The following is a 14,576-nucleotide window of genomic DNA, read 5'->3' as shown; positions in this document are numbered from 1 at the left end:
TCACTTGATCGCGCCGGCGGTGAGCCCGGCGACGAAGTAGCGCCCGATCACGGCGAACAGCGCCAGAACGGGCAGCGTGGTGATCGTCGCGCCGGCGAGCATCAGTCCCCAGTCGACCTGGTACTGGCCGATGATGCCGGCGAGGCCGACCGGAATGGTTTTGTGCGCGTCGGTCTGGATCAGCACCGAGGCGAACAGGTACTCGGTCCAGCTGGACACGAAGGCGAAGATGGCGACGCTGGCGACGCCTGGCGCGATCAGCGGCAGGACGATGCGCCGCAGCACGATCAGGCGCGAGGCGCCGTCGAGCCGGGCGGCCTCCTCGATCTCGACCGGAACCGCCGCAAGGAACGCCCGCATCATCCAGATCGCGAACGGGACGGCGAAGGTGACGTTGACGATCACCAGCGCGAGCGGATTGTCGATCAGCCCCGCCGCCGACATCATGCCGTAGAGCGGCGTCAGCACGACGATGCCGGGAAAGGCGTAGGCGAGCAGGATGGCGCGATAGAGGAGATCCCGCCCCGGGAAACGCAGGCGGAAGAAGGCGTAGCCGGCGAGAACGGCGAACGCCACCGTGAGCGCCATCGACGCCAGCGACACGATCACGCTGTTGAACAGGAAGCGCGGGAAGTCCGAGCCGCCGAGGAGCTTCTCGAAATGCTCGAGCGTGAAGCTGCGGGGAAACATCGTCGGGCTGGTCGAGACGATTTCGCTCGTCGCCTTGACCGACGACGACATCACCCACCAGAACGGCAGGATGACGAGGATCGCGAGGACCGCGAGCGCGACGGCGAGCGCGAGGGTGATTGCGACGCTGCGGCGCATCAGCGCGCTTCCTCCCGCGGGGCGAGCGTGCGCACGGCGATGAGGGCGAGGCCCATCAGGAGGACCGTCGCGACGACCGACATCGCCGCCGCCTCGCTCAGCCTGTAGCCCTTGAAGGCGGTGCGGTAGATGAGGATCGGCAGCGTCGTCGTGGCGTTCGCCGGGCCGCCGCCGGTGAGCAGCCAGACGATGTCGAAGACGTTGAACGACAGCAGCGTTCCGATCACCGTCAGCACGAACAGGGTCGGCTGCAGGAGCGGCAGCGTGATGCGCCGGAAGCGGGCGAACCGCGACGCGCCGTCGAGCGCCGCAGCCTCGTAGAGCTCGCCGGGAATCCGCTGCAGGCCCGCAAGCAGCATCACCGCGATGAAGGGAAACCAGCGCCAGGAGTTGATCAGGATCAGGGTCGCCATCGCGCTGGCGGGGGTGGAGAAGAAGCCGACCGGCTCCCGGATCACCCCGAGGGCGATCAGGAGCGGATTGATCATCCCGCCCGAGGTCGAGAGCAGCCAGCGCCAGACGATGACGATGACGATGGTCGGCACGATCCAGGTCAGGACGATCCAGGTCCGGGCGATGCGGACGCCCGGAAAGCTTTGCTCGAGGACGAGCGCCGCGGCCATCGCCAGCGCGGTCTGGACGACCGCGTTGCCGACGACCCAGACGACGCTGCGTCCGAGCGCGAGCCAGAAGGCGGCCGAGCCGAGGACGGAGAGGTAATTGTCGAGTCCCACGAACCGTCCGACCGAGCCGATCACGCGCACGTTCTCGACGCTGAGCGCGAGCGACACGGCGAGCGGGTAGAGCAGGGTCGCCCCGAGCCACGCGAGCACGGGAGCGACCAGCAGCGCCGCGAACGCCGCCTCGCGGCGGGCCGCGAGGCGCTGAGAACGGCGAATGGGCACGTCGGCGGCCCTGCTTGTCGGTCCTACTTGGCGGCCTCCTGCATCTCCTTCTGCCCGGCGGCCACCGCGGCGGCCGGCGCGTCGCCGCCGACCACGATCCGCTGCAGCGTTCCGGCGAGAATGTTCTGGGCCGAGATCGCGCCGATCGCGGGAAACACCTTGCCGCTGGTGAAGCCGAACAGCATGCCGTTCTGGCTGTTGGCGATCATGGTCTCGATCTGCGACTTGTACTTCACCGCGAGCGGGTCGTTCCAGAAGCTCGGCGCCTTGGCCCCGTCCTCGGTCGCCGGCAGGAACAGGCCCGGCTCCATGTTGAGGAAGCGGCCGTAATTGGCCGGCTCGAGCAGGAAGCTGATGAAGGCCTCGGCCGCCTTGCGCTTGGCCGGGTCCTTGGCCAGGATCATCGCAGCGTTCGAGTAGGCGATGGTGTTCGACGCCGTTTCGCCGTCGTTGTGCGGCACGGCCGCGACGCCGAGGTCGGCCGGGTCGCCGCCCTGGGCGTTGTAGGTCGAGATGACGGTGAACTGCAGCACCGTCCCGCACTTGGCGGCGTCGAAGCACGCCTCCGCCTCGCCCCAGGTCCAGTTCGTCGCGTCCGGCGCCGAGTACTTGAACATGTCCTTGTAGAAGGCGTAGGCCTCGACCGTCTTGGGGTTGTCGAAGCGCAGGGCGCCGTCGTCGCCGAAGAGTTGCGCCGCGCCGTTGTTGACCATCGTCGCGTAGACGGTCTGGTCGGTGTAGAGCTGCTTGTTGGCCGGCAAGCCGGCGCCGTACAGGCCCGCCTTCGAGAGCGCTTCGGCGTCCTTGCGCCACTCGCTCCAGGTCTGCGGCGGCTTGAGCCCCGCCTTGTCGAACACGCTGTGCCGGTACCAGAGCGAGATCGCCATGTTGTAGAGGGGCACCGCCCAGACGCCGCCGTCGTATTCGTACGGGCGCAGCGTCGCCGGGATGAAATGGTGCTGTTCGTTCAGCTTGGCGACGAAGTCCTTGACCGAGGTCAGCGCCCCGAGACCCTTGATCACGGTGGTGAAGTCGGGGATCGCGAACAGGATGTCGGGCGCGTTGCCCGCGGCGATCGCGGCCGGCGCCTTGGCGTACACCTCGCCCCAGTTCTGCGGCTCCTGCTTGACCACGATGTCGGGGTTGGCCTTGTTGAACTCGTCGATGAGTTGCTGCACGCGCGCGACCCGCTGCGGCGGCTGCTCCATGTGCCAGAGCCGGATCTGAACCGGGTCGGCCTGGGCCGCCGCGCTCGCGGCGAGCATCGCGACGAGGCTCGCGAACACGAAGTTTCTTCCACGCATGGCCGTCCTCCTGGGTTGGGCGCTAAAGATGCGGATTGCGGTTGCGATAACGGGACATCAGCGCGGCGTTGCGCGCCGCCGCGCCCGGCATGTTGGCGCTGACGTAGACGGGCGGATCGACGCCTTCCGCCGCCAGACGCGTCGAGGCCTCGACCAGCAGGGCGTTGAGCAGCGCCGCCCCCGCGATCGTCGACAGCGGCCCGGCGCGGACGGCGCCGGCGATCGTCACGCTCGCGTCGCCCGGAGGCGCGCGATTGTCGAGGACGATCGGAGCGACGTCGGCGAGGGTCTCGCGCCCGGCCGCCGCCTGGCGCGAATAGGCCTTCGAGGTGACGGCGACGACGGTCGCGCCCGCCGCGCGGCCGTGCTTCGCCGCTTCGACGGGCGCCGCGTTCACGCCGCTGGTGGAAAAGACGACGAGGACGTCGCGGCTGGCGATCGGATAGCGCGACAGGACCACGTCGGCGACGCCGCCGACCCGCTCGAGGGCGGTGCTGGCCACGGCGCTTTCGTGCAGCATCACCGCGCTCGAGAGAACCGGGACGACGCAGGCCAGGCCACCGGCCCGGAAATGGCCCTCTTCCGCCAGCATGTGCGAATGGCCGGTCCCGAAGAGGTATACCAGTCCGTCTTCCGAGATGGTCCGCCGGATCGCCTCCGCGGCCGCATCGAACGCCGCCTCCTGCCCTTCGACGAGCGTCGTGAGCAGCCGCGCGGCTCCGTCAAGATAGCCCATGGCCGCCGCTAACTTATTAGGGCTTAATGGATTTCCGCTATTGTGCGGTTCCTCGACCATTCGACCCTCGCACGCGACGCCGCGCGGCGCCGTCAGGCGCCCGCCCAACCGGCCCGAAGGGCCGCCATCGTCCGGCCCTCTTGCCATCATTTATGGTCCAAGCGTATACCTCTTGTCTAGGGGCTCGCTTCGGGAGCGTGATGTGGCCGCACGGGAATCGAACGGAGCCGCGCGCGCGCCGCTGGTCGCGAGCGTCGGCGAGACTCTGAAGCGGCAGATCGCCAGCGGCCGCTTCGCCAACGTCGACGTCCTGCCGGGCGAGCGGGAGCTGTCTCAGTTGCTCGAGGTTTCCCGAACCACGCTCAGGCGCGCGATCGCCGATCTCGTGCAGGAAGGGGTGCTGACCCACCGCCACGGCGCAGGCACGTTCGTCAAGCGCAGCCCGCCACACGTCCGGCAGCCGCTGTCGCGCCTGACCAGTTTCACCGAGGATATGCGGCTCAGGGGTTTCGCCGCCTCGTCCCGGGTCATCGAACGCGGCGCCTTCTTGCCGACGTCAGAGGAATCGATGATGCTGGACATCGCGCTGAGCGAGACGGTGTTGCGTCTCTTCCGCCTGCGCCTCGCCGACGGCGTGCCGATGGCGATCGAGCGGGCGGCGGTGCCGATGCGCTTTCTCGGCGAAGGCGAGGAGATCGGCGATTCGCTCTACGCGGCGCTCGAGGCCGCCGGCTGCCGGCCCGTGCGCGCGGTGCAGAGGCTGAGGGCGGTGATGGTCAACGCAGCGGAGGCCGCGCTGCTCGAGGTTGCGGAAGGCTCGCCCGGACTCGACATCCACCGGATCGCCTATCTCGCCGACGGACGGCGGGTCGAGTTCACCCGCTCGATCTACCGCTCCGACACTTACGATTTCGTGGCCGAACTGTCGTTGCCGCCGGGCGCGCGGCCGCGTGGCGAAGGAGCCGACCGATGAGCGGCACATTCATGGCGGCGGAGATCGCCGAGACCGGCCTGGCGATCCGCCGCCAGCTCGACGGCGCCGCCGAGAGGATCGGGAAACTCGCGGACGAGCTTCGCGCCGGCGAGCCCGCGTTCGTCGCCACCATCGCGCGCGGCAGCTCGGACCATGCGGCGCTGTTCCTCAAGCACGTCGTCGAACTGAAGCTCGGCCTCGCCTGCGCTTCGCTCGGCCCCTCGATCGCCTCGCTCTATCACGCGCCGATGCGGCTCTCCGACGCCGTCGCGATCACCATCTCCCAGTCGGGCCGCAGCCCCGACATCATTGCGATGCAGCGCGCAGCGAAACTCGCGGGCGCGACGGCGATCGCGCTGGTCAACGAAACCGATTCCCCCGTCGCCGCCGAAGCCGACGCCCTGCTGCCGCTTCTGGCCGGAACGGAGCGGTCGGTCGCCGCGACCAAGTCGATGATCGCAGCGCTCGTCGCCGGCGTGTCGCTCGCGGCGCGCTGGAGCCGCGACGACGGCCTCGCGGCGGCGCTGGAGGGATTGCCCGCGATCCTCGACCCGGTCGCGCCGCCGCCCGGCGATCTCGAGACCGCGCTCGCCGGCGCGAACTCGCTCTACGTCATCGGCCGGGGCGCGACCTATGCGGTCGCGATGGAGGCGGCGCTGAAGCTCAAGGAGACGTCGGCGATCCACGCCGAGGCGTTTTCCTCGGCCGAGGTGCTGCACGGCCCCGCAGGCGTGGTCGGCCCGGGTTTCCCGGCGTTGGGCTTCGCTCCGGCCCCGGGCGACGCCGCGCGCGACGGGTTCTTCGCCACGATCGATCGCCTCGCCTCGTTCGGCGCCGCGCCGCTGATCGTCGACGTTCTGCGCCATGCCCGGTTTCCGACGCTGGTTGCGCCCGACGCGGGCCATCCGATGGTCACCCCGATCGCGGCGCTGCACGCGTTCTACTGGCTGGCCGAGGCGGTCGCGCGCCGCCGCGGCCGCAACCCCGACGACCCGCCGCACCTGATGAAGGTGACGCGGACGGTGTGATGCGATTTGCGTGGGATGGCGGCGGCGGATCGGAAACCGTCTCCGCAGTCCCGGCGCCGGCCGGTTTTGGGCGTTTCAGCCTCTTGCGCGGGATTTTCCGGGCGCCTGCGCCGCCCCGGGGAGGGCGGCGATCGCGCCGCTCGACGGCAGGCCGCCCGTCCCGGCGCGAGCCTGTCCCGGGCCGTGGCGTCCATGCCGAGCGCCTCGCGCCGTCCGTTCGCGTCGACGCCCACCGCGATGATCGCCGCCGCCGAGACGATGCGGCGGTCGTGGCGCGCCGTCCTCGAAATCCGGCCCCGAGTGACCAGCGACAAAGCAGCCCCGGACTCTGCGGCCCGGGGCTGCTCACTGTGGCGGACGCCGATCGCGCGCCCGCCAAAGCGCAACCTTACTTGATTGCGCCGGACTTCTTGTGGATCGCGATGAATTCCGCGACGTTGTCTTTGGTCACCAGCGGGCAGTCGATATCGGTGTCGATCTGCTTGACCTTTCCGGTCACGAGGTCGTGCGCCACGCTGATGTTCTTCGCCGCCAGATCATAGGCGTTCTGCAAGGCGGTCGACGTCATTTTGCCGGACTGGATCAGCAGCATGGCTTCGGCGGTGCCGTCGACGCCATAGGCGAGGATGCCCGTGAACCGCGGATCGGCCTTGACCGCCTCGAGCGCGCCGGCGGCCATGTTGTCGTTCATGGAGATGATCGCGTCGATCTTGGGATTGGCCTGAACCCAGTCCTCCATGTAGCGCATGGCTTCTTCCTTGTTCCAATGCGCAATCTGCTCGCCGACGATCTTGACGTCCGGACGCTTGGCGAAGAATTCCTTCTGCCAGGCGTCGCGACGCATGTCGGCGTGCATGTTGCCGGACGGGCCGTCCAGCACGACGACGTTGGCGTTCTGCGGCACCTGCTTGAGCGCCAGACGCGCGTTCACCGCCGCCTGCGCATAGGGGTCGGCGTCGACGGACGACGAACCGGGGATGTTCTTGATGCGCGCGTTGGTCGTGATGACCTTGACGCCGTCCTTCACCGCCCGTTCGACGTAGGGCCGCTGCGCCTCACCGTTGTTGGGCTGAACGATGATCAGGTCGTATTTGTTCGCGACCGCGTTCTCGATGAAGGCGTTCTCCTTGGCGTCGTCGGCCTGAGAATCCATCACGTCGACTTTCATGTCGGGATATTTCTTGGCTTCGTCCTGAATCGCGTTGGCGAGCCACGCCGCGAACGAGTCGGCCTGGGCTCGGGCGATGAACGCGACCTTATACTCGGCCGCCTGGACGATCGTCGTCGTCGCCAGACAGAGCGCGCCGACGGCTGCGATGGTCTTTATTGTTTTCAAAAACGTGTGCACGGTTTTCTCCCTTACTTTGTTTCCACCCGGAAGCATGTTTTCGATTCACCAATGGTTGTATGGTTTCGTTGACCTAGGATTTCGCCTCCTTTGGCTTGCTGGAAAGCTCCACCGCGCCAAGCGACTTCTTCGTGCGGTTCACTTTGGCCCACATGTCGTACCCGACCGCCAGCGCGATGATCGCGCCCTTGATGACTTGCTGCAGGTACGAATCCACTCCAAGCAGGTTCATGATATTGTTCAGGAAACCGACGATGAAAGCGCCGGCCAGGGTTCCGCCTGCGGTTCCGAGCCCGCCCGAGAAACTGGTTCCGCCGATAATCGCCGCCGTCAGCGCTTCGAATTCGTATCCTTGCCCCGCATTGGGCGCGCCGACATTGGTCCGCGACATCAGGAGAATGCCGGCGAGGCCGACGAAAGCGCCGTTGATCAGATAGGCCTGAATCTTGATTCGGCCGATATTGATGCCGGAGGCTCGGGCGGCTTCCTCGTTGCCGCCGACAGCGTATAACGAGCGGCCAAATCGGGTATGACCGAGGATGTACCAGGTCACGATACCGATAATGACCATGAAGACGACCGGGACGGGGATAAAGCCGATCTGTCCCTGACCGAACCAGACATAATCGCCGATTTGATAGATGTTCTGGCCTCTGGTGAACAGAAGCGCGCCGCCTCTCGCCATGGTCATCATCGCCAGGGTGGCGATGAACGCCGGAATGCTGAAGTATCGGACCAGGATTCCGTTTACGTAATTGCAGACGACGCCGAAAAACAGCCCGGCGCCGAAGGCGACGGCCATCGATCCCGTTTCCTTGAAGATATAGACCGACAGCACGCCGGCGAGGGCCAGGACCGATCCGCACGACAGGTCGAGCAATCCGCAGATGACCAACAACGTCTCGCCGAAAGCCAAAATGGTCGTCACGGAAATCTGCGCAGCGATGTTCGAGATATTCCGTGTCGACAGGAAATTCGGGTTCAGCGCGTTGCAGACAATAATCATCACGATGACAACCATATATATGGAGTATCGTGTCTTTAGTTTCTGCCACGTTTCTCTTGACATCACGGCGGTCATCACCAATACCTTTGTCGCTGTTCTGTTCCTGGATCTCACCCGGCCTTCGGCATATTCATTGCGTATCGCATGATGGTCTCCTGGGAAAACTCCGCCCGAGCGAGTTCTCCGGTGATGCGTCCTCCAGCCATGACGTAGATGCGATCGCACATTCCGATCAGCTCAGGCAGTTCGGAAGAAATCATCAGAATTGATTTTCTCTCTTTTACGAACGAGGTCATCAGTTTGTAGATCTCGAACTTTGCCCCGACGTCGATGCCGCGCGTCGGCTCGTCCAGAATCAGGATGTCCGGGTTGCACAGCATCCATTTGGACAGGACGACCTTTTGCTGGTTGCCGCCGCTCAAGGTCCCGACCGGGGAATCGATGGTCGGCATCCGCACGTTGATCCGCTCGCAGATGTCTGTGACCTTCTTTCGCTCCATGGCGTTGTGGAGATGGCCGTTGCGGAAGAATTGCGCCAGCGAGGCGAGCGTGACGTTCTCCTTGACGTCGCGCACCGGGACGATGCCGAACCGCCTGCGGTCTTCGGAAAGCATCACCATGCCGCAAGCGACGCTGTCCTGTACGCTGCCGATCTTCGACGTTCGTCCGCGAACCTTGATGGTCCCGTGCGCACCCGGATCGAGCCCGAACAAAGCCCGCGCCGTCTCGGTGCGACCGGCGCCGACAAGTCCGGCGAAGCCGACGATTTCGCCTTCCCGAACCCGGAAGGAAACGTCGCGGAATCCGGTCGGTCCGCTGAAGCGCTCGACTTCGAGGACCGGTTCGCCGTGAGCCACCTCTTCCTTGGGATAGCCGTGTCCGAGCGCGCGTCCCACCATCAGGGCGATCACCGAGTCGATGTCGAAGTCCGCCCGCGCGCGGGTCTCGACAACCCTTCCGTCGCGAAGGATCGAGATTTCGTCGGCGATGCGAAAGATCTCATCCATCTTGTGGGAGATATAGACGATCGCCTTCCCGCGGGCGCGGAGATCGGCGATCTTGTGAAACAAGGTTTCAATTTCCTTGTTGCTGATCGACGAGGTCGGTTCATCCATGATGATGATGTCGGCGTCGCGCGAGATCGCCTTGAGGATTTCCAGCATCTGGAGATTGGAGATCGACAGGGCCTTCAGTTTGGTCTCCGGATCGAACGGGAGGTTTTCCTGCTGGAGAAGCTGAAGCGTCTTGCTGCGAATGGCGCTCCAGTCGATGCGACCGAGCGACCGGGTGGGCCAGCGGCCGGCGAACAGACTCTCTTCGATCGACATCTCCGGCGTATAGTTCAACTCCTGGAAGATCATCGATATGCCGAGCTCTCCGGCCTTGATGGGAGAGTCGATCTTGACCCGTTCGCCGCGAATCAGGGTCTCGCCATGGTCGGGCTGGTACAGGCCATTGATGATCTTCATCAATGTCGATTTTCCCGCGCCGTTTTCGCCGCACAGCACGTGCACGGAACCTCTCCGCACGGAAAAGGAGACGTCGTCGAGCGCCTTCACGCCGGGAAACGACTTGCTGATGTGCTTGACTTCGAGGACGGTGTCTTGCGTCATCAAGGTTCTCCGAGACGACGAGCGTCTCCACGCGCGATGGCGTTGCGGTCAGGCTCGGGAGCGGCTGGGGGAGCGGTCGGGGCCGGCGTCGGATTGCGTGCGCGACGGGGCCCGTCGGGTTCGATCAGGCCGGGTAGGGGAACAGGGGGACTGCGCCCGGTCGGATCGAGGCCAGGGGGCTTCGTCCCCTGCCTTGCGAAGTCGACTCCGCTATGCATGCGACCCTCCCTGCCGCGCCCGGCGGTCGGAGGCTTTTCGCAGCCGCCGTTGCGCCCGATCTGCGTTCAGCGCGAAATGCTGACGGTGTTTTCCCGATCAATCGCCTGAAATTCCGGTTGAAGGTGGATAGGGTGTCGTACCCGACCTCGAGACTGATCGGCGTGATGGCGTCGTCGGTCTCCATCAGAAGCTGACACGCCTTGTAGATCCGCAAATGGTTGATGTATTCGATGCAGGTGCATCGCACATGGCGTTCGAACAGGCGCGAAAAGGCGGGAAGACCCATTCCCTCGTCTTCGGCGATCTCACGGCACGACAGGTCCGGACGGTTGAAATTTTCCGCGATATAGGCGAGTATTCGTTCGAGCCGCTTGGGTTGGGCGCATTCGTGGTCCGCCCCCATGAGCGACAGCGACGTTCGCTCCCGGTCTTCCTCGAGCGTTTTGAGCAGCGTGAAGAAGACCGCCATGCGCTCGAGGCCGGCTGTGGCCAGGAGGGCTTCCATCAGCCTCGCAGCCTCCGCCGCCGCCTCGCTCGAGAATTCGATGCCGGCCCGCGACGCCTCGAGGAGGCCGGTGAGGCCGCAGCAATCGGAGAATGCGGCGACGCACCGCTCGGCGAAGCCCGCGCTCAGCTGCAGGACCAGATCCCGCCCGACGATGCAGCCGTCGGCGTCGCGCTCGTCGGCGTCGGAAACCCACATGTGCGGCAGGTTGGGGCCGGTCATCACCAGATTGCCCGGGCCGAACTCGCCGGCGTAGGTTCCGACGTAGAAATGGCCCCGGCTGCGCCGAATCAGATGCAGTTCGTACTCCGGATGATGGTGCCATCCCGAGTAGACGAAGGGATAGTCGTGAGCGTAGATGCGGAATGTGCGATCCAGCGGCGTCTGGATGACCTCGAGTACAGGCTTTACGGTCATTGTGCGAACCCCTCGGCCGTTCTCCACGCGCGTCCAGCGTCGCCGATTCTGGTTAGAACGCGATCTGGATCTTCACGTCGGACGAATTCTGCTGCGCCGCGCGCTGGAACGCCGCCACCGACTGCTCGAACGGGTAGGTCGCCGAGATCAACGGCTTGAGATCGATCTTGCCGGATCCGAGCAAGGCCAGCGTCCGCTCCCAGACGTTGGCGTAGCGGAAGATGCCGGTCACGCTGATCTCCTTGATCTCGAGCGCCACGACGTCCAGCGCGACGCGATCGTGCGGCATGCCGACCAGCACCACCCGTCCGCCGCGGCCGACCACCTCCATCAGATCGTCGAACGCGCGCGGGCTGCCGCTCGCCTCGAAGAACAGGTCGGCGCCCTGTCCATTGGTGTGCTCCGCCACGACGTCGGCGAGCTTTTCCCGGTTGAGGTCGACGGTGACGACGCCCGGGCGGTCGGCGAGGATGTCGAGCTTGGCGGTGGCGACGTCGCTGACGATGACCTTGGCGCAGCCGGCGGCCAGGGCGGCGAAAGCGACCATCATGCCGATGGTGCCGGCGCCGGCGACGACCGCGACGTCGCCGGGACGGACGGCCGCTTTGAAGGCGGCGTAGACGCCGATCGCCAGCGGCTCGACCATGGCGCCTTCGGCGAAGCTGACGTTGTCGGGCAGCCGATAGGTCAAGGCCGCGGGATGGACCACTTCCGGCGTCAGGCAGCCGTGAATCGGCGGCGTGGCCCAGAAGCGCACGGACGGATCGAGGTTGTAATGGCCCCCGAGCGTTTCCCGCGAGCTGAAGTCGGGTATGCCCGGCTCCATGCAGACGCGGTCGCCGACCTTGAGATGGGCGACCTTCGCGCCGACGGCCGATACGACGCCAGCCGCCTCGTGGCCGAGAATCATCGGCTCCTTGACGACGAAATCGCCGATCCGGCCGTGCTGGTAATAGTGAACGTCGCTGCCGCAGATACCGACCGTCTTGATGGCGATCCGCACCTCGTTGTCGCCCGGCTCCGCCGTTCCAGCGACTTCGATGTCACGAAGACAGACATCGCCAACGCCCTCGAGGACGACCGCCTTTACCCTCATGACCTTCCTCCCGAGCTGTTAACGTACATTCTGTGCAGAACTCGCTCGCCGCCGACAGGATCGGCGCGACATCCACACTATGCGCGTTCGGCGCCATCGTCGCAAAGCCGCCCCAACAAATCTCCGTGCAAATTTTTACATTTTGGCCAGTCCGCGGGTCCCGTCCCGGCGCGGAGGGCCTGTGTTTCGACGCCGGCGCTTTCCCTCGGGGAGCCGAGCCCGCCGTTCGCCGGGCGAAGCGGAGCGCCGCAAGGCCGCAGAGCCGATCTTGCGGGCGCTCGACGGGTTTGCGAAGGTCGGCAGCGGAGGGCGATCCGGGCGCCGCAGCGGCCGCCAAGGCCGTGGGTTCGGGACCTCCGCCTCGGGTTTCCAATCGACCGCCGATCGACAGATCGGTCCGCGGTCCCCATAGTCCGGGGAGGCGGTCCCATGTTCCTCAGCGTGTTCGACGTGTTCAAGATCGGCGTCGGCCCGTCGTCGTCGCATACGATGGGGCCGATGACGGCGGCCGCGGACTTCCTCGATGGTCTCCGGGCGTCCGGATCGGGACGGCGCGCCGCCGCCATCCGCGTCAGCCTGCACGGATCGCTCGCCTTCACCGGCAAGGGCCACGCGACCGACCGGGCGGTCGCGCTCGGCCTCCTCGGCTGGCGGCCAGGCGACCTCGACATCGACGCGGCGGAGCGCCAACTCGAGGACCTGCGGACCGCGCGCAGGCTCACGCCCCCGGGTCTGCCGGCGCTCGCCTTCGACCCGGCGCGCGACGTCGTGTTCGATTACGGGCCGGCCTTGCCCGGCCACGCCAACGGCCTGATCGCACAAGCGCTCGACGGCGCCGGGGACCTGCTCCTGTCCGAGACCTACTATTCGATCGGCGGCGGCTTCGTCGTCACCGCGGAAGAACGGGCGAGACCGGGAAAGGCCGCGACGGAGACGGCCGGACGGGCAAAGCCGTTTCCGTTCGCGACCGCCGCCGAGATGCTGCGCATGGCGCGCGAGAGCGGGCTCGACATCGCGACGATGAAGCGGGCGAACGAATGCGCCGCCCGCGCCGAGGCGGAGGTGAATTCCGGCATCGCGCTCATCTGGTCGGCCATGAACGGCTGCATCGAGCGCGGATTGTCGCGCGACGGCGAACTGCCCGGCGGCCTCGGCGTGAAACGGCGGGCAAAGCGCATCCGCGACCAGCTCGAGCGCGAGCGTGGATCGAACCTGACGCAGCCGCACGTCGTCTCCGACTGGCTCAGCGTCTACGCCCTCGCCGTCAACGAGGAGAACGCCGCCGGCGGCAAGGTGGTGACCGCGCCGACCAACGGCGCGGCCGGCGTCGTTCCCGCCGTCCTGCGCTACTATCTCGACCATTGCCTCGGCGCGAGCGGCGAAAAAATCCCGGATTTCCTGCTGACCGCCGCCGCCATCGGCGGCCTGATCAAGCACAACGCCTCGATCTCCGGAGCGGAGGCGGGATGTCAGGGCGAAGTCGGCTCCGCCGCCGCCATGGCCGCAGCGGGTCTGTGCGCCGTTCTCGGCGGCGCGCCGGCGCAGGTCGAGAACGCCGCCGAGATCGCGCTCGAGCACCATCTCGGCATGACCTGCGATCCGGTGGCCGGGCTCGTTCAGGTGCCCTGCATCGAGCGCAACGGCATCGGCGCGATGAAGGCGGTCGCCGCCGCCTCGCTCGCGCTGCGCGGCGACGGCTCGCACTTCATGCCGCTCGACAATTGCATCGAGGCGATGCGCCAGACGGGCGAGGCGATGAGCGCCAGGTTCAAGGAGACCAGTCTCGGCGGTCTCGCCGTCAACCTGCCGGAATGTTGAGGCGCGCGTCCTAACGAGGTCGCGAGCCGCCGGCGCCGCAACGCGGGCGTCACGGGACTCCCGGTTGATGGCTTCGAGCCGCACCGCTCGGATGCGGCGCCGAAGGGTGCGCAAGAGCAGCGCCTCGGAAAACAATATGTCGTGAAAAAAAGAAATACGGACTATCATGCTTTCGATTAGGCGTGGATCGCTGGCGGCGAAGACGCCCGGCTGTTTGACATCCAGAAGCAGAACCAGCGCAGGCGCGCGCCGGCCGTCCGGCCGCTGCAGCGTCAGTGCGGCGTCGGCCAGCGAGGCGGTTTCGCGCTCGTCGGGCGCGGCGGCGTTCCCGCTGCAGACGCAGCCGCTTTCCGGGCGCCGCGCGCGGCGAAAAGCGTACGCGACCGTATCCAAGGCGAGGGCTCGCTTCAAAGCCGTCATCGCGAGGAGCGAAGCGACGTGGCGATCCAGGAGTCCGGGACGCCGACGCCTGCCGCCAGCGGAGTCCAGCGCTTCGGCAGCCGGCAGCGCAGACGGCTCCTCGATCGCAGCGTCGCCCTCGGGCTCCTCGCGATGACGAAGTGTAAGGACCCCGCCCTGGCAATTGCTGCAGTCGCCCGTAATTGCCAAGCCCAGCCTACGAGCGGCGGCCACGGCGCTCACCGCGAGCGGCGGCGTCTCGCCGCCGGGGCGGCGGGACGCCGCCCCTCGTGCGTCCGCGAGGACGCTTTGTCAGCGTGGTGGAAGTCCACGCCCGGGCTGTTCGCGAGCCCGGAAGTCGAAGGTAACCGCGTCGCCGCG

The 14,576-nt window shown here is 66.6% G+C and carries 13 protein-coding genes; 4 read left to right on the top strand and 9 right to left on the bottom strand.

Going from position 1 to position 14,576, the window contains the following annotated elements; genetic code table 11:
* From DFR50_RS15755 to DFR50_RS15740, 4 genes are read right to left on the bottom strand one after another with little or no spacing between them, the layout of a single operon-like run.
* Complete coding sequence (locus tag DFR50_RS15755; protein WP_113890238.1) at positions 1 to 828, bottom strand: carbohydrate ABC transporter permease; 828 nt, start codon at positions 826 to 828, stop codon at positions 1 to 3.
* The gene (locus tag DFR50_RS15750; RefSeq protein ID WP_245427825.1) at positions 828 to 1,733 is read right to left on the bottom strand and encodes a carbohydrate ABC transporter permease; all 906 of its coding nucleotides are present in this window, start codon (positions 1,731 to 1,733) and stop codon (positions 828 to 830) included. Before DFR50_RS15750 ends, DFR50_RS15755 begins: the two co-directional genes overlap by 1 nt.
* Before the next feature lie 23 nt (positions 1,734 to 1,756).
* Positions 1,757 to 3,037 carry an ABC transporter substrate-binding protein gene (locus DFR50_RS15745; protein ID WP_113890237.1) on the bottom strand — a complete coding sequence of 427 codons (1,281 nt, stop codon included), beginning with the start codon at positions 3,035 to 3,037 and terminating at the stop codon, positions 1,757 to 1,759.
* 22 nt (positions 3,038 to 3,059) lie between these two features.
* Positions 3,060 to 3,773: a sugar isomerase domain-containing protein gene (locus DFR50_RS15740; protein ID WP_113890236.1), complete on the bottom strand. Its 714-nt coding sequence runs from the start codon at positions 3,771 to 3,773 to the stop codon at positions 3,060 to 3,062.
* Between the two features lie 202 nt (positions 3,774 to 3,975).
* On the opposite strand from DFR50_RS15740, the gene DFR50_RS15735 reads away from it, so the two are divergent.
* Both DFR50_RS15735 and DFR50_RS15730 read left to right on the top strand, forming a co-directional pair.
* Positions 3,976 to 4,746, top strand: a complete 771-nt coding sequence (locus DFR50_RS15735) for a GntR family transcriptional regulator (RefSeq protein WP_245427823.1) — start codon at positions 3,976 to 3,978, stop codon at positions 4,744 to 4,746.
* On the top strand, positions 4,743 to 5,774 hold the full coding sequence (locus DFR50_RS15730) for an SIS domain-containing protein (protein WP_113890234.1): 1,032 nt from the start codon (positions 4,743 to 4,745) through the stop codon (positions 5,772 to 5,774). The genes DFR50_RS15735 and DFR50_RS15730 overlap by 4 nt, the downstream gene beginning before the upstream one ends.
* Positions 5,775 to 6,162: 388 nt before the next feature.
* Here the strand turns inward: DFR50_RS15730 and DFR50_RS15720 are convergent, their stop codons facing one another.
* The 5 genes from DFR50_RS15720 to DFR50_RS15700 form a co-directional block, all read right to left on the bottom strand.
* The gene (locus tag DFR50_RS15720; protein ID WP_210208921.1) at positions 6,163 to 7,122 is read right to left on the bottom strand and encodes a sugar ABC transporter substrate-binding protein; all 960 of its coding nucleotides are present in this window, start codon (positions 7,120 to 7,122) and stop codon (positions 6,163 to 6,165) included.
* A 73-nt stretch (positions 7,123 to 7,195) separates the two neighbouring features.
* Positions 7,196 to 8,143 (bottom strand): ABC transporter permease, encoded by a 948-nt coding sequence (locus DFR50_RS15715; RefSeq protein WP_210208920.1) that lies wholly within the window; start codon positions 8,141 to 8,143, stop codon positions 7,196 to 7,198.
* A 95-nt stretch (positions 8,144 to 8,238) separates the two neighbouring features.
* Entirely contained in the window at positions 8,239 to 9,741 is a 1,503-nt protein-coding gene (locus DFR50_RS15710; RefSeq protein WP_113890231.1) for a sugar ABC transporter ATP-binding protein, read from the bottom strand.
* 124 nt (positions 9,742 to 9,865) lie between these two features.
* On the bottom strand, positions 9,866 to 10,882 hold the full coding sequence (locus DFR50_RS15705) for an AraC family transcriptional regulator (RefSeq protein ID WP_113890230.1): 1,017 nt from the start codon (positions 10,880 to 10,882) through the stop codon (positions 9,866 to 9,868).
* Positions 10,883 to 10,934: 52 nt separating this feature from the next.
* On the bottom strand, positions 10,935 to 11,978 hold the full coding sequence (locus DFR50_RS15700) for an NAD(P)-dependent alcohol dehydrogenase (RefSeq protein WP_113890229.1): 1,044 nt from the start codon (positions 11,976 to 11,978) through the stop codon (positions 10,935 to 10,937).
* A 429-nt stretch (positions 11,979 to 12,407) separates the two neighbouring features.
* On the opposite strand from DFR50_RS15700, the gene DFR50_RS15695 reads away from it, so the two are divergent.
* Together DFR50_RS15695 and DFR50_RS32555 are read left to right on the top strand one after the other, a co-directional pair.
* A complete protein-coding gene (locus DFR50_RS15695) occupies positions 12,408 to 13,796 on the top strand; it encodes an L-serine ammonia-lyase (RefSeq protein WP_113890228.1) in 1,389 nt (462 codons plus the stop codon).
* Between the two features lie 438 nt (positions 13,797 to 14,234).
* Positions 14,235 to 14,576: hypothetical protein (locus DFR50_RS32555; RefSeq protein ID WP_210208919.1), on the top strand; the 342-nt coding region annotated here is incomplete at its 3' end.

The sequence above is a fragment of the Roseiarcus fermentans genome (genome assembly GCF_003315135.1).
Taxonomy (GTDB): Bacteria; Pseudomonadota; Alphaproteobacteria; order Rhizobiales; family Beijerinckiaceae; genus Roseiarcus; species Roseiarcus fermentans.
This window is presented reverse-complemented; position numbering and strand designations above follow the sequence as displayed.